The organism is Gardnerella sp. DNF01151, from assembly GCF_049244235.1.
Taxonomy (GTDB): Bacteria; Actinomycetota; Actinomycetes; order Actinomycetales; family Bifidobacteriaceae; genus Bifidobacterium; species Bifidobacterium swidsinskii.
Genome location: NZ_CP058389.1, coordinates 893,657 through 915,654, shown reverse-complemented (window position 1 = coordinate 915,654; position 21,998 = coordinate 893,657). Strand labels below are relative to the sequence as shown.

The window sequence follows — 21,998 nt, the reverse complement described above, 5'->3', positions numbered from 1 at the left end:
TACCGTGCTTTACATCAAAGAAAATCCTCCTGTGCCTGCAAATTCGGATTAATGGAAAGCCCACACCACTGATAGCCTTTACCCGTCCGCTTTTTGCTATAACCCGCTAACAGTAAAGCCTTAGAAAAATCCCTATCGTTTCTAACATATTCACCGTTAAGGTTTGCCCACTGACGGTAAGACAAGTAAAGACTCCTACTCATCTCCGTTTCATTCACGCCCTTAATGCAATAATCAGTGATGAAATGGCCTATCCAGTCGTTTTCAGCCCGATAAGCGTCCTTAGCCTGCTCTACCACCTTACAAGTAGGGAATTTATAACTGTTTTGGATATAAAGCTTGGCTCCTTCAATCATCCATTGAAGTATTGCACCACCCGCTTTTTGCAAAAGTTCATCAACATAGTCTGTTTTCGGATTCTTGATTTCTTTCGTAAACGGTGCGACAAAGATTCTCCGCCACGTTCCCTTATCGTTCGAACCGACTTTCGGCAGATGGTTCGTGTAGAGAATAGTTGAGTGACTTGGTGTAAACGTAAAAGGAGCATAATATTTCCTCTCAGCTGAAATATCATCCACGCTTGCTATCTGTTTCAGCATGGAAATAGAAAGCCTTTGTCCTTCCTCAGTTTCAGAGGCAAGAATAAACCTTTTACCGCAAAGCTCCGCTAAATCCACTTTCACGTTTTTAGCCCGAGTGGTTAAAGACTCTGCAGGTATTTTCCCCGCATAATCTCCAAGCACATGTGCTTCCGCGTTAAACACGGTCGACTTACCGTTACCGCCTGACCCGTACACTAGCAAAAGCGATTCTTCAAACACTTGACCTATAAGCGTACTACCCGCATGGCTTTGAAGAAATGTTTGAAACTCTTTATCACCTGCGGTAACCATATCAAGCGTTGTCTGCCACAATCCCACGTTGTCCCGTGAAGGGCAAACAGCGGTCATTTTCGTGCAGTACGAACACGGATCATGTGCTTTTAGCTCTCCAGTCTTTAAATCCACGATTCCGCAAGGCGTGTTTAGAATGAAAGCATCACGGTCCAGTTCTTCGTTTGCAACTTCCAGCATGGATTTAGCAAGCTTTAATATTCCGGACACTTTACTGTGATCATTCATCTTCTTAGCAAACGAAAGATACTGTTTTGCTCGATTCACTTCACTCTTTGCTTTATCCGCCTGCTCTTTATCACCTGATGATTCGGCTTGAATGAACTGTTCGTAAGCTGTCTTAAACTCAACACCGGCATTCTTCAAAACCTTTTTAGCAATAAGCATGTAAAGTTTCATAACTTTAAGCTCAGACGCTTCCCACTTTTTGCCCGTCCAGTAAAGCCAGCCTGCAGACATCGTATAAACAGCCTTATTCTTGTTATGTTTGGCAAAAACCTCAGCCATCGCAATATCCGTTAAATCATCCGGCTTATACTCCTCATAGCTTTTGCCATACTCGCTAGGCGGAATATAACCTTCCTGACTTGCTACTTTAAGCCCGAACTTTTTAGCCGAATACCAGATTTTAGATAATTCTGCATCAGGCAAAGGAGGATTACACCGCTCAGCTTCCCTCAAAAACTTCTCATGCGCTTCATCTGTCGCACCATAACGTTTGATGAGTTTTCCTGCAATATGACTAAGCCTAGAGTTTCTCTGCCCTGATGGTATTTCTTCTGTTCCTGCATCAAATTCACCAAAAGCTTCTTCCGAGAGAAAATCAACGACTGTTTTTTCACCCTCATAAAGTTCTACCAGCGGAGTTTTAACACCGTAGAGAAAACGTGCAGCATCAAGAGCATTACTGTCAAAATACGGGAATACTGATTGAATCCTTGTTTTAAGCTCCACATAAGCTTTAGCATCGCTTACTTCTTCAATTGGAAAATAAACGTGAAAACGTGGTCTTGCACACTTCCCATGCTTGTCTTTCATGTGGTTTCTACTATAAGACGCGTAAAAGCACACGTTCGGAAACGCTAAAGCAACATCAAAAGGTGTCACCCAGTCTTTACCAACATCAGAATGGTCGTTATCACAGTCCATCGGAATACAGGTAGATGAAATGAAATTATCTTTAGACCTATAACTGTTAGTAAACTGTGCTGTGACATGGTCAAAAGAGATAGCCTTATTAAAACTATCTCGATCACAGACTTTTACTTCGTCAGGATACAAGCAGTTACTACTGTTTCCAACACAGGAAGCTGTATAAATTTTGCACTCAAGCATCAACATTCACCTCCAAATCCTTATCCGTAAAATACTTAATCGGCTGCTTGCGTTTTTCAGCCAGATTGATTTCTACTTGCATGCCGCCTGTGATTTTCTCCCCGAACACCCACAGCTCGTTGCACTTGCCTAAGAGAATAATGTCCATAAACATCGCATCCCCTCTATGCTTTTGATTCTCATCATCCATAAACGGGAAAAGCAGGTGTGGAGTGATAGGGATTGCTCCATGCAAATACGCGTAAGCCGCACACCGGATAGCATGCTTAACGTTTCTTTCCTTATCTCCACGGTAGGGAGCACAAATGTAGACGATAGGCTTAAAATTCGGTGTTGTTTCTAAATGTTTTTTATAAGACTTACTCATCTTTAGCCTCCTGTTCAATCAACGGGTAGATACCGTGTTGTGTCATGAGGTGATAGATGAAAAGCCTGCCTTTCTGAGTCCAATAAGTATGCATTTTTGAGTGTGTAACACCATTAGAATCCTCGTATGTATTTGTGCGAGATTTCGTATATTCCTGATTGGCATACTTTTGATATAAAAGCCAGATATCAGACTGCTTATACTGCACACCGAGTTCATGCAAAAAGTTATTCATCCACTGTGCTGACTTGCCATAATCTTTTGCAATCACACGCATAGAGATTATGTCTTTGCATTTAAGCACAACATCGTAATAGCTGGCTTTCGGCTTAAGCTCAGCTATCTGCTGTTTTTGCACAGCAGTCGTAAGCTCTAACGCTTCTCTTTTAGAACGCTCTTCTTTCAATGCGTTAAAAACAGCGATAGCCATATCAGGATTGTTGATAAGCTCATCTGTCGCATACATGCCGTGCTTACGGATACTTGGAAGAACCTGTGATGTAACCCATCGTTTAAACTGACACGCTTTAGGGAGCTGACTTCTAAGAATAAGACTGTATAAACCAGACTCGTTAATAACATACATTTCTCGGTTCTGACCTGAGTCGGTGAAACACCGAGTCAGCTTATCATCTTCATCTACATGCCTTTTCAGTGCATCAGATGTATCACGATAACCAAGAATCTCAGCCACGTCCTTGCCCACGAAATATGGGATACCATCTACTACTGTTGTGCGAACAGAGCCAAGCTCTACATTCTTAAATACTTGTAATTCATTCATAAAATTACCTCCTATGATTTTTTCTGAAGGCGGTATTACCTTCTAAATCACAGGCAAAGAAAAAGAGCAGGTTTTTAACCCTGCTCCTAAAATTTTTTTAATCTTTTTTGTAAAACTCGCACTCGTAGCCGTCAGCTCTAAGAAGTAAACCTTCTGCCCAAGGTGGTGTTCTTCCCATTAGCTCACACACGCTTTGAACACTCACGCTTTTATCGGTTTCGATAATGGCTTCATCATGCACGTGCGCGACGATGCGATATTCTTTCAGTGTTTGCATGGCGTAAAGTAGAATGTCACGAGCTATAGCTTGCGTAATGTTTTCTACGAATTTAGGCCCGTAGCTTTCCAGCCGCTCCCATTTTTTAGTAGATCCCACACCCTCATAGGTGACCGATTCGCCACCGTACTTGTTTTCTTCCACACGTGGTTTCACATAGTAAAGGCATCTTTTTGAAGGCAGTTTGATGATAAGAAACCCACTTTTGTAAGTGAACATAATATTGTGTGTTCGAACAGATGCGTGTTCGTGTACGCACTGTTTTACCGCTCTGTCCACATCCCACCACAATGAAACAATATGTGGATTAGCAGATCTCCAATCATTAACTAACTGTTGCAAATCATCTTCATGTAAACCCATATCAAGAGCACCCATTGCCTTTAATGCTCCTACTGCACCACCGTAGCCACAGTTATGCACGAGCTTTCCCGATACGGTAAAACGATGATTTGGTCCGGCATTTCGTATGTCATAAACTCGAGCCTTGCTTCGATTAAACGCCAGTTTTTTCTGTGTTGCACTACAGCTGTATTTGCTCTTGATATGATTTCTTCTCTGCCCATTCCTTTCGATAACATTCTTGTAACTACCGATCTTGCGTATGGCCAATATTGTTGCTCCCACCGTGTTAGGATAGCGTTCTGCTTGTTGTTTTGATTGACTATTCTTGGAACAAAGCGGATATTTCCTTTTTCGTAGTTGCCGTTTGTATTTATCCGATCTAATTCCCAGTCTTTTTGCACATTGTCTACCTCTTGTAAAATCCACAAGCCTGCTTCTAAAACAGAATGGAAGCACCACTTTATCCCTCTTGCACCATAGTTTTTGTAATTTGGATCTCTTGGATTGATGCATCGCTGTTTCGCAGCACTTAGCCGCTTTTCTAGCCATATTGGTATTTGTTTCGGCTGCGAGCAAGCTTGACACCCTTTTGATTTGCCCGACTTTAGACTGTTTAAGTCCTGCCATTGAACGCTTCCGCACCCTACGCATTGTGTCAATACATAACAGTGGTTTTGCTTTTGATTCCAGTGTTTCTCTGCACTGATGATTTTCACCCAGCCGTATTGTTCTCCGACCATCTCCGGTTTGTATGAGATGTGTTTTGCAGATGGCGGATTCAATAAACCGTATTGGCTTCGGTTTCCCTTTAACCCAGACGAGATGGTCCGGTGTTGCTCTAAGTCCTTCATACTCGATTACCTCCTTTACACCCTTAAAAACAACTCCGTTATGGTTGACCCAGTTTTCTCCGTCCCACACTTTTTGTTTTGTAGTGACTTCTTCAATTGGAACAAGCCCTTCATCTGTGAGTACAAGTTCACCTTCAGCAATACAAGCAAGTTCCGCTATCTTACCTTTCTGCCGCAAATGCCCGTTTACTCCATGCTTTTCAACAGGTACGCCAAACATTTGAGAGGCTGACGAGCAGTAAATGTCTTTACCTTCCTCGAATACTCGCATACGCCATTTTTCACCTGCAAGCCAAGCCAAGACTCTCGCTTCGATCGCTGAAAAGTCCGCGACAATAAACTTAAATCCCGTGCGTGGAATAAAAGCAGTGCGAATAAGCTGGGATAAAGTATCCGGAATATCCTCATAAAGCATTTCCAACGCTTCAACATTTCCTTGTTTAACAAGACTTCTAGCCTCCGCTAGATCAGGAAAATGGTTTTGTGGCAGGTTTTGTAATTGCACGAGCCTTCCCGCAAACCTTCCTGTACGGTTTGCACCATAGAAGCGAAACATGCCACGCTCCCGATAATCCATGCATGCAGCGTTTTTCATCACCGTATACTTTTTCACCGATGATTTAGCAAGCTGCTGACGAAGCCGCAACACTTCCGCCAACTCTTTACCCACTGTTTTAAGCTCTTTAGCGACTTCTTTTTTACCAAGCGACTCCATTTCAAGACCATGCTTTTTAAGCCAAGAGCGCATTTGTAACACTGAATTCGGGTTTTCTAAACCTGTAACATGTTTAATCTCACTCACGAGATGCGTTTTCACCTCCTGGTCGAGTTTTATAGCTGAATCAACGAAAAGAGAATCTATTTCAATCCCACGATCGTTAATAGTTTGGTCGAGATAAAACTCCTGCCATAAAAAGTCTGGCACGGGAAAGCGTGAGAGCTTTTCTTGAATACTCATCTCAACTTCCACATCACGCTTGTTATACGATTTAAACTGCTCCCATTTTTCCTTATCGTGGAAATACTTGTTTCTTGTTCTTCCACCGTTTACTTTCGTAGGATTACACGGCAGGCAGAAGTATTTAATAAGATTCTTACCCGAAGTTAGTTTCTGCTTATCAAGCCCCAGTACTGTTCCCACGTTTTCAAGCGACATGGGAAGTCCCAGTGTGGCTGACCAGATCATTGTGCAATGCCAGGAGCAGGGGTTTAAAAACAAGCCTTCACTTTTCACTGTCTTACCAGGGTTAACATTGATGCCTTTATCTCGCAGGTAGCGTGATAGGCAGACTCTTTCAAACTGAGCGTTAAACGCCCACTTGGTCACCGTTTCATCCGTTAAAGCAGAAAGCACAACCTCGGGTATGGTTTCACCTTGTGCTAAGTCAACGACCTGAACTTCACTACCGTCCACACTGTAGCCAAAGAGCAGTATTTCAAAATCCTCTGATTCTGCGTACTTGTAAACCCCACATTTACCAAGATTTACACTCGAAAACGTTTCCAAATCCACACTCAAATTTTCCAAATTACATCACCTCCAAGCTTATAAAAGAGGTGACAGAAAACCTGCCACCCCACTTATAGAATCTTCTAAATCCTATTTTCAGGAATCTTCTAATTCCTATTTAGAATGTGTTTAATATCAACGTAAAGACTCACGAGTTTCTTTACCGTGAAATCAAGAAGTAATACTCCTATAAACACTGAAATAAAAACCGCTATAACAATTTCCATAATTAACTCACGCTCCTTATGCTAGAAAATCATCATCTTCTAAAGTCGTAAAATCATCAGTTGCGAGACTACGTCCGCCGAGCGGCTCACCGTCTCGAATTTTTTGAATATTGCCAAGACCGCAAGCGATACCCTTATTACCGTTAGAGTTAAAAGCGTAGAAGTTGATGGAAACCCTCGCATAGCAGCCTGAATACACTTCACTACGGTCCATGATTGGTTTTACCTGTTTGTCTACAATCTGCGGAGCCGTGGTTGAGTTCGCGTTAATGAAGTAATGTCCTTTATACGCTTCATCATCACGCTCAATATCCCCGTCCCTCAGTGGTGTTTTAAGAGCAGCCTTGTTTGGTTTCTTACCGCCGAACTTGCCGACACCTTCCTCAATCGCAGCATCAATAGCTTTCTCAATAGCGTTTACTGTTTCAACATCACTTTTAGGGATAAGCAGTGAAACACTATATTTTTCAGGGCCGCCGTTAATAGACTTTGGCTCCCAACCATTGAAATAGGAAAGACGCGTGTTCTTACCAGTGATAACCTTCGTGTTATTTAATTTAGACATAGTACTAATTCTCCTTTTTGAATTCTTGATTTACATTTGTTACATTGACTTTTGCCCGCTTATCCGAATCGGGTACGAGCGTAAGTTTTCCAGACGGTTTTATAACGAGGTCGCCCAGAATATCCTCAAATTTTTTCTTGCCCATCAGCTTTTGCATTTCCGTTAAACCGATAAGACTAGTTTTGAAAATGTCGGTAAAGCCATGAGCTTTCGCTTTCTCAATAACAGCTGTCTCATCCTTAAACTTGCGAACTGAACGTCCTTCCACGAGTTTGAAACCGCTCCACTCTTTACCATGGTTTATAGCGGAATCTGTGGCGTACGCTAAAACATCATCAGCCCACTTAGTTAACTGTGGGATAAGCGTGAGTACTTCTTCAATCTCACTATCTGTTAAAACAGAAGGCGGTTTGAACTCAAATTCTGCAAGTTTAAGGTTTTCTTCCGCCCGTTTACGGCACGTGGCTTTTGCCCTGCAAAACCTGCACCAGTCACCGGCTTCAAATTCACCTTCGCCTTTAATAGCAAGCTCTGCTTTAGGTTTAAGCACGCTTTCAGCCCAAGAAATAAGCTCCGCGACAGGTAGTGTGAAAGTTGATACGTTGTCACGTCTTGGCTGAAAAATACTCATCTCAACAGTTTGAATCTCGTACAAGCTGTCGAAAAGCGTTAAAGCTCCAAGAGCGTAGCATTTCATCTGAGGATTCTCGTAAGCATCAACCAGCACGCCTTGACCGTACTTAAAGTCGATAACCTGCAGAGTTTTTTCGCCTACAATAATGCAGTCCGCTGTACCAAACCCACTAGGCACGTAAGCTGAAAAATCAACTTTCTGCTCTATGAGAAGGATAGGATCTTGGCAGTTAAGTTTTGCCTGCTCGTATTTTTCCATTACGAAATCCACGTAAGCATCCGAGCATTCCTGCATCTCGTTTGAGTCATACTCTGTTGACGGTTTTTCACACGGACGGTTAAGAAGCTTATTCAGCTTGTACTCACACCACGCGTGTGCCGCCGTTCCTTCCTCAGCCGCCACAGAAGTAGTGTTTTCAAACTTTTCTTCTAAAACAGCACTCGGAGTACACTTAATCCACCTATGAGCAGAAGATGGGGAAAGTAAAGCATGCTTAGTCACTTGTCATACCTTTCGCCTCTTCAAGAAGCTCAGCGTACTTACTTTCATCAAGTTCTGAAAGCTTGTTAGCTCCGAACTTGACGATAAGCGCTTTTACTTCCGCGGTTTTACCATGTTGGCTAAGCTTTGCTAAAACCGCTCGCACCTGCTCAAGACTGACTGTATTCTGCTTTGGTTTCTCTACTGGTTTAGATGGTTTTTCCTTACCAACGCTAGGCTCATCAAACAGTGCTTTAAGATGAGCTGTTAAGTTTTCCAAGTCTTTGATGACTTCTTTCATGATTTCGTTTTTCACGGTTTTTCCTCCTTAAACTTCTTTGACATCAACTGACTGAACACTCTTCCCAGGATCTAATAGGTAGACTTGCGAGTAATCACCAAACAGCCAGCGGATAAACCGTTGAGGTAATCGCATCACAGCTCCACGTAGAACCTGTTTCTTCTCACCGTTTTCACCGGTGACGTTAATAACGATCTTGTGTTTCATGGTTTGCCTCCTTTCTATAAGGGGTTTCTTCCTTACACATCACAGGCAAAGAAAAAGGAGGAGTTTTTAACCTCCTCCTAAAAAATTTCTAGAATTTTTTTAACGCGTTTTTCTAAGCTTTTCGAGAGCCTTATCAAGATGCTTTTTCACGCCAGCAGACGAGATACCAAGCATGCTTGCAATCTCTGACTGAGTGTATCCTCCAAAAAACATCAGTTTTACTACTTGACTCTGCTTATCTGTCAGCACTGAAAGCATGGATTCTGTTCTCTCTGACATTTCAAAACCATGATCATCAGCACTAAAACCATAATCATCAGTAGTACTGAGAGCTTCAGCAAGATGACTTTTATCTACTTCAAGCTCACCTTCATCGTCAAAATCGAGCGAGAAATTATAGTTGGATGGGAAATGCTCTTCAGCAGCATACTCCACGTCATCCTTGTTAGGCTCATAACCATGCTTAAGATTAAAACTCCGGATATATTCTTCTTTCCACGCCTTAATTTCAGCTTTTTCTTCAGCAGTTCTACCTGGACGCAGATTCTTATTGTTGTAGTAAACCTCGCTATCATCCATTGAGTGAAGCATCTTAATATCCGCTTCAGTGACACCATTTTCGCCTGGCTTGATTTCGATAGTTTCTTCACTATAACTACCATCTTCATTACGAACACAACTTGTATACTTATATGTTGCTCGATCGTTGCTACTAGTTTTACGAGTCTTCATACTCGCTCCTTTCCGCCTGCAGCGGTTGGAGCGATGAGAAGACGCATACAAAAAGAGCTGGCACTTTGTGAAGTACCAGCTCTTAAGGCATGAAAATAGCCATAGGAAAATAGAGGTACTTCACATAGCACCCCACGGAATAAATCCGTGAAGCTCTATGCTGTATCTCATCGCCCTATAGCTAATCAGGCTTTGATTCATGTTTCTGTTGCAGCGGATTGTTAAATCAGCCGCAACGATTGTTTAAATTTTTAAACGGTTACTTTCAGTTCTTCTTTGTTTGTGCGAGAGCACTACCAGCTACAGACTTAGCTGTCTTGCTATAGCGTCCATCACGCAAAACTTTGCTAGCCTTAGAAGCTACAAGCTTCGAGGTTTGCTTACTGTTCTTATGCATTTTCATCACCTCCTTTTCGCATCATCTTTTTACGAAACGAAAGGTTCTCTTTTAAGAGCAATTCGTGTATAATAAAGACGTGCTTTATGCACGAATACAGCTCTCCGTTTCGTTAATTAAATTATCTAAAATCTGATTTCGATTGGCTTTAGCGGAGACTTGTTGGAGTCTTGTTGAAGACTTTCAAATTTTGCGTACGGAAGGAGGAAAAATATGACTCAGCTTTGTTTTGGAACATTTGCAGCTACGATGCAACATGCTCTAAAAGAACAGCTTTCTTGGTGGAATAACCATGTTGGTACTGCGTTAACGCCTACAAATAAAACGATTCCTACGCAAAGTATGGCTGGGCAGCATTACACAGTACTAAGATTGTTATCCTGGTTAATTGATAGAGATGATATTACTGATCGCAAAGGTAAAGTTCTCTTCATCGATGATAGTGTTGCCAGTAAGCTTATAAATCAAACGGTCGAAGTGAATGCGGTAATAGTGAAACGAATCCAAGAAGGCGATTTAGACAATGCTGCACTTGCTGAATTTAAAGATATAGAAAAAGAACTCATAGAATATAAAGTCAATGACCTCCTCCAAGAAATGCATGACCTTATTCAAGATGATCCCGAGGTTTCTGCGGCACAAAAGAATGAATTGCTTTTACTATGCAAAAAAGAAACTCTAGCTCAATTCCTTTCAAACACATTTCTATATGCGTGCTGTTTGAAAAATAAGCTAAGATCTGTTGATTTAGATTCTAATGATGGATGGCTCATTCACATTTCAGATAACACTTGCCCTATTTGCCATACCAATAATTTAACGATTGGTTACGGAACAAGTACTACTGCTCTCTATGATCCTGTTGAGTTTTCTGAAACACCCGATTCTAATGAAATGGAACGAATACTGATTTGTGTCACTTGCTATCGAAAAGAAAACTATAAAAAAGGAAAAGGTGGTTCAGAGCCAGAAAGTTGGGAAACGCTGAGAAAAATTTATAAAGACTACATGTTGAAGCAAGAAATCGAACAGGTTTTTGAAAACAATAATCTCGCTTCTCAAATAAAAGATGTTCTTAATGAGCTCGTAAAAAAACCGAAGGATGAGACATTAAAGGAGAATAGACCTGAAAACTGGAGTCCAAAGAAGGTTACACAAAAAATCAAAAAAGAAGAATGGGTTCTGGCTACATCCATCAAGTCATTAGCTGACACATATTATTTTTATGTGCAGTCTGTTTTTGAAAGCCTTGATAACGGTTCTACTAGACGGTTTAGCAAAATTTGTGATCAAGTATCTTCTTGTTACAAAGAATTGGCTGAAAAAACAGATGATCAACGCCAAATTTTCTATGGTATTAGAAACTGGATTGCAAGGCATGCCGGGGTATCTGAAAACTCGCAAGAGGCATTAGTTATTGCGGCGTTTTTTGTACAGAATTGTGAGGTGTTTGATGAAATATCCGAGTAAGGCAGTGCCTTTTGAAAAATCCACTTTTTCATATTTCGTACCAATACTAACGGCTTTAGGTGGTCATCAATACACCCCGTTGAGTCTTTACACAAAAATTCCTCTAAATAAACGACCATCCACAGATGAGTATATTGACACACTTATTTGCTTATATGCTTTAGGAAAGATTAAATTAGACGAAAAACTGGGAGTTTTGTATCGTGTTAACTGAATTATACTGTGACAAATTTAAGGAAAGCGCTCCACAGCCGATTAGATTTAATAATGGTCTTAACGTTGTGCTCGGCACTGAAGGTGCTACAAACTCTATCGGCAAAAGCACATTCCTAATGATTCTAGATTTCGTTTTTGGTGGAGATGACTACTTAAACCTTTCCAAAGACGTTAAAACCCATATAGGTGATCATAGTTTCAGTTTCGCTTTTAACTTCAACGGTAAAAAGCACTACTACATTCGTGGAACAAAAGATCATAATGAGGTATTAGTTTGCAATGAAAATTATCAACCGTTGAACTCTATGTCAATCAGAGACTATCGCGAAATGCTATCCCACGCATACGAAATAGACTCAATAGGAATTAGCTGGCGTGACGCAGTAAGCCCAACATTTAGAATTTGGCAAAGAGATAACGACAAGCCCACACTTCCGCTGTCAAGACATAGGACAGACACTCACCGCAGCGGCATTGTTAGACTGCTAGCTCTTTTTGATAGTTTAATTCCTGTAAAAAATGCGTTAGAAAACGAAGAAAACGCTAGAAATGCGCTCACTGCAGCCAAAACAGCATCTTCTGTTTATCAGTTGAATATTGCTTCTAGTAAGAATGATTTTGAAAACAATGCTAAAAAAATCCAGGAATTAGAAGAACAACTAAAAGAGGTTCAGAATTCTTTTGGAGAAAAGTTACCATCAGAATTAACCGAGGAACAAGCAAAAATTGTCGCTGAGTTAAAACGAGAACAAACACCTATATACAGGCAACGAACCATTTTAACTAATCGGTTAAACGCTCTCATTAATAATCATGCTATTGGAAGTGAACGTTTTAATAAAGCAGACTTTGAACAATTAAAAGAGTTTGTACCTGAATTGGACATTGATTATCTTACTAAAATTGAAGGTTTTCATGCTGGCATTAAGAAACTACTCACTAAGCAAGTAACTGATGAAATCAAAGCTACTAGAGAAAAATTGACAATTGTTAACGCCAGGCTCAACCATCTAGATGAGCAAATAATTAATATCACTACTGCTCCTAGCATTACGGCAGCAACTGCTCAAACCTACCATGAGTTAAAAGCTGAAATTTCAAGTCTTCAGAATGCGAACAAAAACTATTTGGTAAAGGAAGAAAATAGAGAAACTCTCAAAAAAACTCAAGGTATCGTAGAAGAAACCACAAAAAATCTTCTTAATCAAATAGAAAGGTCAATTAATAATTACTTGAAAAAGGTTGATGAAAGTTTTACTGATGAGAAAAGGAATCCCCCAAAACTTAGTCTGAAAAATATTGATTCGTATAGTTATGCGATTTCTGATGATACTGGTACTGGTTCAGGTTATAGAAGTCTTTTAAGTTTCGATCTTGCGTTGTTAGAACATTCAAAACTACCTGTCATAATGGAGGACTCTTTCCTGTTTAAGCAAATAGAAACAGAAGCTGTAAATCGAATACTCGCACACTATAACACGATTAAGAATAAGCAAATCTTCATCGCGCTTGATGAAATTGACAAATACAACGGTAATGCAAAAGAGATTATAAAAAACAGCAGATGCCTACGCCTTGACAGCAACGCAGAAGCATTATTCGGAAAAGAGTGGGGAAAGAAATAATATGACAAATACTAACAAAAAACAATTACAGATTGAACTTGATTACACGCATTTGTGGAAGCTGCTTATTGATAGGCAGAAAAAGAAAGAGGACTTAAAACGTGATGCTGGAATATCATCAGCTTCCATAGCTAGAATTAGCAAAGGCGAAAACGTGAATACAGAGACACTACTACGCATCTGTCAATACTTGGAATGCGACATCAAAGACATTTGCGAAGTAAAACAGGTAAAAACGAAGTAGTTCGTATGGACGTACTCATGAAAATAGCCACTGCACTTGACTGCAAAGTTGAAGATTTATTCGAGACAGTTACAGAAAACAAAAATTGAGCAGTATGAATATTGCATAATATGACCTATTGGAGATTAAATTTTAATGGCAGACAAATCAAAAGCTACTCTCGGCTTTGAGAAACAAATCTGGGATGCAGCATGCGTGCTGTGGGGACACATCCCAGCATCAGAATACAGAAACGTAATTATCGGACTTATTTTCTTGAAGTACATTTCTACGGCATTTGACAGGAAATATCAACAGCTTATTGCCGAAGGAGATGGATTTGAGAATGATCCGGATGCATATCTTGAAGATAACGTATTCTTCGTACCGGAGGATGCCCGTTGGGAAAATATTGCAAAAGCAGCACATGAGCCGGAAATTGGAAAAGTTATTGATGAAGCTATGCGCGCAATCGAGGCCGATAATAAAAAACTCAAGAACGTACTTCCAAAGAATTATGCCAGTCCAGATCTTGATAAGAAAATCCTCGGCAATGTAGTTGACCTCTTTACCAACATGGATATGAGCGATACGGAAGGCAACCGTGATGTTCTCGGCAGAACCTACGAATACTGCATCGCTCAATTTGCTGAAAAAGAAGGCAAAGGTGGTGGCGAATTCTATACGCCGTCAAGCATTGTAAATACGCTGGTATCAATTTTGAAGCCGTATTCAAACTGTCGTGTATACGACTGCTGCTGTGGCAGTGGCGGCATGTTCGTACAAAGTGCAAAGTTTATTCAAGCACACGCCGGTAACAGAGGTTCCATTTCAATTTATGGTCAGGAAGCCAATCCGGATACATGGAAAATGGCAATTATGAATCTTACGATTCGTGGTCTTGATGCAAACCTTGGGGATCATCATGCCGACACATTTACAAATGACCTGCACCCTACACTGAAAGCAGACTTCATTCTGGCAAATCCTCCGTTCAATTACAATCCTTGGGGACAGGAAGATCTGAAGGACGACGTTCGCTGGAAATATGGCGTACCTCCTGCAAATAACGCTAACTTTGCATGGATTCAACATATGATTCATCACCTTGCGCCGAACGGAAAAATCGGGTTGGTTCTTGCAAACGGAGCATTGTCTTCCCAAAGTGGTGGCGAGGGTGATATCAGAAAGAAGATCATCGAAGATGACTTAATAGAAGGTATCATCGCTATGCCTCCCCAACTCTTCTATAGCGTGACTATCCCAGCGACACTTTGGTTCATTACAAAGGGCAAGAAACAAAAAGGCAAAACAGTCTTTATCGATGCACGAAAAATGGGACACATGGTAGACCGTAAGCATCGAGACTTTACCGAAGAAGATATTCAAAAGCTCGCAGATACATTTGAGGCTTTCCAGAACGGCACGCTTGAAGACGAAAAAGGCTTCTGCTCTGTAGCAACGATTCAGGATATAGCAAAGCAGGATTACGTTTTGACTCCGGGACGCTATGTTGGTATTGAAGAGCAGGAAGATGATGGTGAACCGTTTGATGAGAAAATGACCAGACTGACATCAGAACTTTCCGACATGTTCGAACGCTCTCATGAGCTTGAAGACGAGATTCGTAAGAAGTTGGGGGCAATTGGGTATGAAATATAAACTTTGCACACTCGGAGAGCTTGTCAAAATAAAATATGGCAAAAATCAGAAAAAAGTTCAGTCTGAAGATGGGACAATTCCAATCTATGGAACAGGCGGCCTTATGGGATATGCTACTGATGCATTATATGATAAGCCTTCGGTACTGATTGGTAGAAAAGGGACAATTAATAAGGTCCACTATGTTGATCATCCGTTCTGGACAGTAGATACTCTGTTTTATACAAAGGTAAATGAGAAACTTGTAATTCCGAAGTACCTCTACTATCTCATGTCCTTACTTGATTTGGATTCCTATAACGAAGGAACAACAATTCCAAGCCTACGGACAGAAACGCTCAATCGGCTGAAGTTTGACATTCCAGGCCTTGATTACCAAGGAAAGGTACTGTCCGTGCTTGAGCCTATTGATAAAAAAATAAAACTGAATGAGGAGGTAAACAAGAATTTAGCAACTTAAAATGTCAATGTTGGATACATCCAATTCACCGGACATCAACTTTGGTAGGATAGAATCTCTGAGTTGTGCAAGCCTTTGATTTTCACAGATGTTTGCAGAAATGGTATCGTACATCGGCGTTACAATAGAGCAAAAATCTGTAATTGTTTTCTCATCAGGCAGTGCTACTTGAAATTCCAGCGTTGCACTTGGAGTGGTTCGTTGTCGACTGTTTGTAGATCCAGTAGTATGGGCACACATCCAATCGGAGAAAGCAGCACTATCAATAATAGAAAATACAAAATCTTTGTATGCCGGATTAAAAGCTTCAAAGATAATAAATTCAGTTGAACTGACTGCAAGATCTGACAGACACATAGGACGCCATGCTCTTTTTGTGTCAGGATTCAGTTTGGAAATCATAACTGAATTTTTGCTTAATATGTATTTATTGCTTTTAACACCTTCAGCTGATTCAAAAACAGGATATTTTTGTTCGTCATATGCTGGAATACTATAATGCTCCAGCTGTGCGTCAGGATTTTTGACAGGAGAAAAGCTATTAGTTTTGATGGATGCAATATCTCCGAGTTTGGAAACTATCCAGTTGGCTGGCATTTTTTCATCAAATGGTTCAAAGTCAACAAACCATGCCTTGAAGATAGCTTGTGCCTGCTGCTCTAAATTCTTGTTTAATGTAAAACTATAACTCTTGCGAGTGGCGAGAGTGAAAAATAGGGATTGCCACTCCGTAGTCTTTCTCTACGATAGAAAAGGAGAATAGACTATGAAACAGAAAGTGATCAATGAGGTTATGCAGGGCATGCTCTGCTACCTCAACAATATGCAGTTAGAAAAGCTGCAGGAAGTGCTGGAACACGCATTGTTCCATAAGCAAGTAAGCGAAACGAAGGAAGAAGTCAATGCGGAGCTAACAAATGAACAGTTTCTGAATAATTTTCTCGCAGCCAAGCGGATCGAGGGATGCTCTGAAAAGTCGTTGACTTATTATCGGGCAACAATTGAATGTATGACAACAAGAATTAAAAAGAATGTCCGAGAGATTGAAACAGATGATCTGCGTACATATTTGACAGAATATCAGCATGAGAAAAACTCAAGCAAGGTTACTGTGGACAATATTAGAAGAATTCTATCGAGCTTCTTCTCTTGGTTGGAGGATGAGAATTATATTCTAAAGAGTCCAGCACGTCGTATCCATAAGGTTAAAGCGGCTTTGACCATCAAAGAAACATATACCGATGAAGCCTTGGAGAAAATGCGCGATAATTGCGAAGAAGCAAGAGATCTGGCACTAATAGATATGCTTGCCTCAACGGGAATGCGTGTTGGTGAGCTGGTTCTCCTTAACAGGAATGATATCAACTTTGAGGAACGGGAATGTGTGGTGTTCGGCAAAGGTAGTAAGGAGCGAATGGTGTACTTTGATGCACGAACGAAGATTCATTTGCTTAACTACTTGCAAGAACGCACTGATGATAATCCGGCACTATTCGTCACTTTGCGTTCTCCGCATGAGAGAATTAAAATTGGTGGTATAGAATCACGCCTGCGAGAAATGGGTAAACATCTGGGTATTCCGAAAGTTCATCCGCATAAGTTCCGCCGCACGCTTGCTACGATGGCGATTGACAAAGGTATGCCGATCGAACAATTGCAACAACTGCTTGGCCATAAGCGGATTGATACTACACTGCAATACGCAATGGTAAAACAAAGCAATGTAAAATTAGCACATAGGAAATATGTAGGTTAGGACGGTGAAAATATGACTGAATGGGTTGAATGCACTATTGGAGATTTATGCGATACTATTTCGGACACATATAACGGAAATGATGAAAAGGTTATCCTTGTAAATACATCTGATGTTCTCGAAGGAAAAGTATTAAATCATATCAAAGTACCGAACAAAAATTTAAAAGGTCAGTTCAAAAAGAAATTTAGGAAAAATGACATTCTGTTTTCAGAAATTCGGCCAGCAAATAAGAGGTTTGCATTTATTGATTTTGAGAACACATCAAATTATATTGCATCTACAAAGTTAATGGTGTTGCGACATAATGAAAAAGTTTTGCCAGAATATTTGTATGCAATATTAAAATCAAATTACATATTGGCAGAGTTACAACATTTAGCCGAAACTCGTTCTGGGACTTTCCCTCAGATAACTTTCACATCGGAACTTGCTCCTATGAAAGTAAATTTACCTGATAAGAAAACTCAAAAGCAGATAGTAAGTATTTTATCAAGCATTGAGCAAAAAATAGATGCTAATAAGTCAATAAACAAGAATTTAGAGCAACAAGCTCAGGCAATTTATCAACAAATGTTTATCGACAATCCTGACCCTGATTGTATTGAAGGCTCTCTAAGCGACATCGCTAATATTACTATGGGGCAATCTCCAAGTGGCAGTAGCTATAATGAGGACGGAATAGGCACAATCTTCTTTCAAGGTCGTGCTGAATTTGGTTTCAGATTTCCAACTATCCGCCTTTATACCACCGAGCCAAAGCGAATGGCTTATGCAAATGACATCTTAATGAGTGTTCGAGCACCGGTTGGCGATCTTAATGTTTCTCATAACGACTGTTGTATTGGTCGCGGGCTTGCCGCTATTCACTCTAAAACTAACCATCAGTCTTTTGTGCTTTACACGATGTTCTCGCTCAAAAAGCAGTTGGATGTATTCAATGGCGAAGGTACAGTTTTCGGTTCTATCAATCGCAATTCGCTGAATGATACGCCAATTCTTATTCCCGACGATGAGCAAATTGAGAAATTTGAACTGATAGTTGCCCCTATGGACGCTACAATTCGCAATAATTATGATGAAATTTGCCGTTTGCAGGCGGTACGAGACTCTTTACTTCCTCGCCTCATGTCTGGCGAACTAGACGTTTCAGATATCGACCTTTAAGCCACTAAATTCTTGTTTGAACCAGAGTATAGATGAGTGAAAAATACTCCGAATAGGAGGATAATGTAAGAGATAAATAAAGGAGTAAAACTCATGCCAGGATTTTATACAGAAGCGGACTATGAAAGTTCGATAATAGAATTATTCCAAAACATGGGATACAGGTATATTTATGCACCAGATTTGGAGCGTGACTTTCGTAGCCCATTATATGAAGAGGAATTACTGTCAGCGTTACATAGGCTAAATCCAAAAATGCCGGAAGATGCTATCACTGATGCACTGTTCAAATTGAAAAATTTTGAAAACGCTGAACTTGTCCAGAAGAATGAACTCTTTATGGACTATCTTCAACACGGAATTGAAGTTAGGTACTTCGTGGATGGCGAGGAACGCTTCGGCCTCGTATATGTTGTCGACTATAAAAACCCTGATAATAACTCCTTTGTTGTAGCAAATCAGTGGACGTTTATTGAAAACAGCAATAAACGCCCGGATGTAATTCTGTTCTTAAATGGCATGCCGGTTGTACTTGTTGAGCTGAAGTCACCATCTCGTGAAGAAACCGATGCTTCAGAGGGATATCTCCAGATTAGAAATTACATGCAGGAAATACCATCGATGTTTATTTATAACTGCATTTGTGTAATTAGCGATCATCTTACTAGCAAAGCTGGAACCATCACTTCCGGTGAAGATCGCTTCATGGAATGGAAAACAAAAGACGGTAGTTATGAGAATACGCAATACGCTCAGTTTGACACATTCTTTGAGGGAATGTTTGAAAAAGAGCGCTTACTTGACATCATCAAAAACTTTATTTGTTTCTCCAATGACGGATTGAATAAATTTAAGATTCTGGCAGGTTATCACCAATATTTTGCAGTTCGAAAGGCTATCGAATCTACAAAAAACGCAACAGTCACCGATGGTAAAGGTGGCGTATTCTGGCATACACAGGGCAGCGGAAAATCTCTATCTATGGTTTTTTATGCTCATCTTCTGCAGGAAGTATTGGATAGCCCAACTATCGTAGTAATTACAGACCGTAACGATCTTGATGATCAGCTTTACGGACAGTTTGCTAAGTGCAAAGATTTTCTACGTCAGAATCCGGTACATGCTACCTGTAGGAAATTGACAGAGACTTCCAGTAAGAATGATATCGGATTGAAGGACTGGCTGGAAGGCAGGCAGGCAAACGGCATCATTTTTACAACGATGCAAAAATTTGAAGAATCATCAGAGCCACTTTCTAAGCGCCGTAACATCATCGTTATGGCCGATGAAGCGCATCGTAGCCAGTATGGGTTGAAAGAAAAAATTGACGCTAAGACTGGTGAGATAAAAACAGGAACGGCACGTATCATCCGTGACAGTCTTCCAAATGCTACATATATTGGTTTTACTGGAACACCTATTGCCGCAAAGGATAGAAATACCCGCGAAGTTTTCGGTGACTACATCGATATTTACGATATGACGCAAGCTGTAGAAGACGGTGCTACGAGACCAGTCTATTACGAAAGCCGTGTTATTAAGCTGAAATTTGATGAGCCTACACTCCATCTAATCGATCAAGAATACGACATTATGGCAAATAATGCTGACCCTGAAGTGATTGAGAAAAGCAAGAAAGAGCTTAGCCAGATGGATGCTGTTCTAGGCAATGACGCTACTATTGATTCTCTTACTAATGACATTATCAGCCACTATGAAAACTATCGAGAAAATCTGCTGACCGGAAAAGCAATGATAGTTGCCTACTCTCGCGAAATAGCGATGAAAATTTACAAGCGTATGCTTGAGGTCCGCCCAAGCTGGCAAAAAAAGGTTAAGGTCGTAATGACCGAGAGTAATAAGGATCCTGAAGAGTGGCGTGCTGTTATTGGAAATAAGCATCACAGGGATGAGCTTGCTAAAGAATTCAAAGATAATAATAGCGAGATGAAAATCGCCATAGTTGTTGATATGTGGCTTACAGGATTTGATGTTCCTTCGCTTGCAACTATGTATGTCTATAAGCCAATGCAGGGTTATAACTTGATGCAAGCTATTGCCCGCGTCAATCGTGTCTTTAAAGATAAAGAAGGTGGTTTGATTGTTGACTACGTGGGCATAGCGTCAGCATTGAAGCAAGCAATGAATGACTATACAGCTCGCGATAAAAAGAACTATGGTGATACCGATATTGCTAAAGTTGCATATCCCAAGTTCCTTGAAAAGCTTTCCATTTGCCGTGATCTATTCCATGGATATGATTATTCCAAGTTTACAAATGGTACCGATCTTGAACGCTCAAAGACTATCACCGGTGCAGTTAACTTTATTGTAGGCACTGACAAGGAAAGAGAACGTGAAGACTTCATCAAAGAGGCACTGCTATTGCATCAGGCTTTGTCTCTCTGCTCATCACTTGTAGAAAGAGACCTTCGAGTAGAGGCAGCATTCTTTGAATCTGTCCGCGTGCTTGTTATGCGCCTAATGAATCAGGGCGAAGGTAAAAAAATATCTCTACCTGAAATGAATGCTCGTATCAATGAACTTCTGAAATCCAGCATCAAGAGCGATGGTGTTATCAATTTGTTCTCTGATGTTAAAGAAGAATTCTCCCTATTTGATCCTAAATTTCTTGAGGAAATTTCAAAGATGAAGGAGAAAAACCTTGCTGTTGAACTTTTGAAAAAGTTGATTGCTGAGCAGATACAAATCTATAGACGATCAAATATAGTCAAATCCGAGAAGTTCAGCGAAATTATTCAAGGCGTGATGAATCGATATCTTAATGGGATGCTGACAAATGAAGAGGTTATTGAAGAGCTTTTGAAAATGGCACAGCAAATTCAAGATGCCCGCAAAGCTGGAGATGAACTTGGCCTTTCTGAAGATGAGCTAGCCTTTTATGACGCATTAACTAGACCACAAGCTGTTAAGGATTTCTATGAAAATGATGAACTGATTGCCATCGCTAAAGAACTTACTGAAGCACTTCGTAAGAATCGTACGATTGATTGGCAAAAGCGTGATTCCGCACGTGCTAAAATGCGCATGATGATTAAAAGACTTCTTAAACAGCACCACTATCCTCCTGAGGGTATGAAGGATGCTGTCAAAACAGTAATGACTCAGTGTGAACTGTGGACTGATAGAACAGATCTATAGTTTTGCATAATTATCGTAATTGAACCACTTCGATAATTAGCCTAAACCTTATTTTCCCACTTCACACCCTGGGTGCAAAGTGTGTGCACCTTTTAACGTTAACATCCTGTGCACTCGACCCCAGAGCGTTGATATCTTCCCTCATACAGCCAAACTGCGCTCAAAGACCGCAAGAACCCAGCTTAAAACTGCCACGCATTAAACCTTTTAACGATAGCCCTCGCTAAGCCTTGCTACACAAGGGCAAAAATGCACCCACCTAATCAGCCTTTGACATCAATACGACAGTCTCGACGTGGTGAGTGTTGGGATATATAACACAGAAAGCAATAGTTTCAGAGTACAAAAAGAA

The 21,998-nt window shown here is 40.6% G+C and carries 21 protein-coding genes; 10 read left to right on the top strand and 11 right to left on the bottom strand.

Going from position 1 to position 21,998, the window contains the following annotated elements; all coding sequences use genetic code 11:
* Positions 1–14: 14 nt before the first annotated feature.
* The 10 genes from HXT37_RS03845 to HXT37_RS03800 form a co-directional block, all read right to left on the bottom strand.
* Entirely contained in the window at positions 15–2,234 is a 2,220-nt protein-coding gene (locus HXT37_RS03845) for a phage/plasmid primase, P4 family (RefSeq protein WP_421779289.1), read from the bottom strand.
* A complete protein-coding gene (locus HXT37_RS03840; protein ID WP_421779288.1) occupies positions 2,221–2,595 on the bottom strand; it encodes a hypothetical protein in 375 nt (124 codons plus the stop codon). The genes HXT37_RS03845 and HXT37_RS03840 overlap by 14 nt, the downstream gene beginning before the upstream one ends.
* A complete protein-coding gene (locus HXT37_RS03835; protein ID WP_065189430.1) occupies positions 2,588–3,379 on the bottom strand; it encodes a phage antirepressor in 792 nt (263 codons plus the stop codon). Before HXT37_RS03835 ends, HXT37_RS03840 begins: the two co-directional genes overlap by 8 nt.
* 97 nt (positions 3,380–3,476) lie before the next feature.
* On the bottom strand, positions 3,477–6,380 hold the full coding sequence (locus HXT37_RS03830) for a DNA polymerase (protein WP_421779287.1): 2,904 nt from the start codon (positions 6,378–6,380) through the stop codon (positions 3,477–3,479).
* Between the two features lie 225 nt (positions 6,381–6,605).
* Positions 6,606–7,154 (bottom strand): DUF2815 family protein, encoded by a 549-nt coding sequence (locus HXT37_RS03825; protein WP_004117141.1) that lies wholly within the window; start codon positions 7,152–7,154, stop codon positions 6,606–6,608.
* 4 nt (positions 7,155–7,158) lie between these two features.
* Positions 7,159–8,289, bottom strand: a complete 1,131-nt coding sequence (locus tag HXT37_RS03820; RefSeq protein ID WP_421779286.1) for a DUF2800 domain-containing protein — start codon at positions 8,287–8,289, stop codon at positions 7,159–7,161.
* Positions 8,282–8,584 carry a hypothetical protein gene (locus HXT37_RS03815; RefSeq protein ID WP_421779285.1) on the bottom strand — a complete coding sequence of 101 codons (303 nt, stop codon included), beginning with the start codon at positions 8,582–8,584 and terminating at the stop codon, positions 8,282–8,284. The genes HXT37_RS03820 and HXT37_RS03815 overlap by 8 nt, the downstream gene beginning before the upstream one ends.
* 12 nt (positions 8,585–8,596) lie before the next feature.
* Complete coding sequence (locus tag HXT37_RS03810) at positions 8,597–8,776, bottom strand: hypothetical protein (protein ID WP_004114712.1); 180 nt, start codon at positions 8,774–8,776, stop codon at positions 8,597–8,599.
* A 99-nt stretch (positions 8,777–8,875) separates the two neighbouring features.
* Positions 8,876–9,508 carry a sigma factor-like helix-turn-helix DNA-binding protein gene (locus HXT37_RS03805; protein ID WP_421779284.1) on the bottom strand — a complete coding sequence of 211 codons (633 nt, stop codon included), beginning with the start codon at positions 9,506–9,508 and terminating at the stop codon, positions 8,876–8,878.
* A gap of 265 nt (positions 9,509–9,773) precedes the next feature.
* Entirely contained in the window at positions 9,774–9,905 is a 132-nt protein-coding gene (locus HXT37_RS03800) for a hypothetical protein (protein WP_421779283.1), read from the bottom strand.
* A gap of 213 nt (positions 9,906–10,118) precedes the next feature.
* Here HXT37_RS03800 and HXT37_RS03795 point away from each other — a divergent pair, with 213 nt between their 5' ends.
* From HXT37_RS03795 to HXT37_RS03765, 7 genes are read left to right on the top strand one after another with little or no spacing between them, the layout of a single operon-like run.
* Positions 10,119–11,375: an ABC-three component system protein gene (locus HXT37_RS03795; RefSeq protein WP_421779282.1), complete on the top strand. Its 1,257-nt coding sequence runs from the start codon at positions 10,119–10,121 to the stop codon at positions 11,373–11,375.
* On the top strand, positions 11,359–11,589 hold the full coding sequence (locus HXT37_RS03790; protein WP_421779281.1) for an ABC-three component system middle component 7: 231 nt from the start codon (positions 11,359–11,361) through the stop codon (positions 11,587–11,589). Before HXT37_RS03795 ends, HXT37_RS03790 begins: the two co-directional genes overlap by 17 nt.
* Positions 11,579–13,216, top strand: coding sequence for a DUF2326 domain-containing protein (locus HXT37_RS03785; protein WP_421779280.1), 1,638 nt, complete (start codon positions 11,579–11,581; stop codon positions 13,214–13,216). The genes HXT37_RS03790 and HXT37_RS03785 overlap by 11 nt, the downstream gene beginning before the upstream one ends.
* Before the next feature lies 1 nt (position 13,217).
* The gene (locus tag HXT37_RS03780) at positions 13,218–13,460 is read left to right on the top strand and encodes a helix-turn-helix domain-containing protein (protein WP_421779279.1); all 243 of its coding nucleotides are present in this window, start codon (positions 13,218–13,220) and stop codon (positions 13,458–13,460) included.
* Positions 13,412–13,549 (top strand): helix-turn-helix domain-containing protein, encoded by a 138-nt coding sequence (locus tag HXT37_RS03775; RefSeq protein WP_421779278.1) that lies wholly within the window; start codon positions 13,412–13,414, stop codon positions 13,547–13,549. The genes HXT37_RS03780 and HXT37_RS03775 overlap by 49 nt, the downstream gene beginning before the upstream one ends.
* A gap of 46 nt (positions 13,550–13,595) precedes the next feature.
* Complete coding sequence (locus HXT37_RS03770) at positions 13,596–15,101, top strand: N-6 DNA methylase (protein WP_421779277.1); 1,506 nt, start codon at positions 13,596–13,598, stop codon at positions 15,099–15,101.
* A complete protein-coding gene (locus HXT37_RS03765; RefSeq protein ID WP_421779276.1) occupies positions 15,091–15,561 on the top strand; it encodes a restriction endonuclease subunit S in 471 nt (156 codons plus the stop codon). The genes HXT37_RS03770 and HXT37_RS03765 overlap by 11 nt, the downstream gene beginning before the upstream one ends.
* Here the strand turns inward: HXT37_RS03765 and HXT37_RS03760 are convergent.
* Positions 15,550–16,158 carry a restriction endonuclease subunit S gene (locus tag HXT37_RS03760; RefSeq protein ID WP_421779275.1) on the bottom strand — a complete coding sequence of 203 codons (609 nt, stop codon included), beginning with the start codon at positions 16,156–16,158 and terminating at the stop codon, positions 15,550–15,552. The two genes, HXT37_RS03765 and HXT37_RS03760, sit on opposite strands and share 12 nt — an antisense overlap.
* Before the next feature lie 169 nt (positions 16,159–16,327).
* Here HXT37_RS03760 and xerA point away from each other — a divergent pair, with 169 nt between their 5' ends.
* The 3 genes from xerA to HXT37_RS03745 all read left to right on the top strand — a co-directional run bounded on the left by xerA (position 16,328) and on the right by HXT37_RS03745 (position 21,646).
* Positions 16,328–17,317 (top strand): site-specific tyrosine recombinase/integron integrase, encoded by a 990-nt coding sequence (xerA, locus tag HXT37_RS03755; protein WP_421779274.1) that lies wholly within the window; start codon positions 16,328–16,330, stop codon positions 17,315–17,317.
* Between the two features lie 12 nt (positions 17,318–17,329).
* Entirely contained in the window at positions 17,330–18,484 is a 1,155-nt protein-coding gene (locus HXT37_RS03750; RefSeq protein WP_421779273.1) for a restriction endonuclease subunit S, read from the top strand.
* Positions 18,485–18,577: 93 nt separating this feature from the next.
* On the top strand, positions 18,578–21,646 hold the full coding sequence (locus HXT37_RS03745) for a type I restriction endonuclease subunit R (protein ID WP_421779272.1): 3,069 nt from the start codon (positions 18,578–18,580) through the stop codon (positions 21,644–21,646).
* Positions 21,647–21,998: the final 352 nt, after the last annotated feature.

Excerpts from the sequence above, each read along its gene's own strand:
- HXT37_RS03770 (WP_421779277.1), top strand. The coding sequence starts at position 13,596 with ATGGCAGACAAATCAAAAGCTACTCTCGGCTTTGAGAAACAAATCTGG.
- HXT37_RS03765 (WP_421779276.1), top strand. The coding sequence starts at position 15,091 with ATGAAATATAAACTTTGCACACTCGGAGAGCTTGTCAAAATAAAATAT.
- HXT37_RS03750 (WP_421779273.1), top strand. The coding sequence starts at position 17,330 with ATGACTGAATGGGTTGAATGCACTATTGGAGATTTATGCGATACTATT.
- HXT37_RS03800 (WP_421779283.1), bottom strand. The coding sequence starts at position 9,905 with ATGCATAAGAACAGTAAGCAAACCTCGAAGCTTGTAGCTTCTAAGGCT.
- HXT37_RS03805 (WP_421779284.1), bottom strand. The coding sequence starts at position 9,508 with ATGAAGACTCGTAAAACTAGTAGCAACGATCGAGCAACATATAAGTAT.
- xerA (WP_421779274.1), top strand. The coding sequence starts at position 16,328 with ATGAAACAGAAAGTGATCAATGAGGTTATGCAGGGCATGCTCTGCTAC.
- HXT37_RS03835 (WP_065189430.1), bottom strand. The coding sequence starts at position 3,379 with ATGAATGAATTACAAGTATTTAAGAATGTAGAGCTTGGCTCTGTTCGC.
- HXT37_RS03775 (WP_421779278.1), top strand. The coding sequence starts at position 13,412 with ATGCGACATCAAAGACATTTGCGAAGTAAAACAGGTAAAAACGAAGTA.
- HXT37_RS03795 (WP_421779282.1), top strand. The coding sequence starts at position 10,119 with ATGACTCAGCTTTGTTTTGGAACATTTGCAGCTACGATGCAACATGCT.
- HXT37_RS03840 (WP_421779288.1), bottom strand. The coding sequence starts at position 2,595 with ATGAGTAAGTCTTATAAAAAACATTTAGAAACAACACCGAATTTTAAG.
- HXT37_RS03745 (WP_421779272.1), top strand. The coding sequence starts at position 18,578 with ATGCCAGGATTTTATACAGAAGCGGACTATGAAAGTTCGATAATAGAA.
- HXT37_RS03810 (WP_004114712.1), bottom strand. The coding sequence starts at position 8,776 with ATGAAACACAAGATCGTTATTAACGTCACCGGTGAAAACGGTGAGAAG.
- HXT37_RS03825 (WP_004117141.1), bottom strand. The coding sequence starts at position 7,154 with ATGTCTAAATTAAATAACACGAAGGTTATCACTGGTAAGAACACGCGT.
- HXT37_RS03845 (WP_421779289.1), bottom strand. The coding sequence starts at position 2,234 with ATGTTGATGCTTGAGTGCAAAATTTATACAGCTTCCTGTGTTGGAAAC.
- HXT37_RS03760 (WP_421779275.1), bottom strand. The coding sequence starts at position 16,158 with ATGCCAGCCAACTGGATAGTTTCCAAACTCGGAGATATTGCATCCATC.
- HXT37_RS03790 (WP_421779281.1), top strand. The coding sequence starts at position 11,359 with ATGAAATATCCGAGTAAGGCAGTGCCTTTTGAAAAATCCACTTTTTCA.
- HXT37_RS03780 (WP_421779279.1), top strand. The coding sequence starts at position 13,218 with ATGACAAATACTAACAAAAAACAATTACAGATTGAACTTGATTACACG.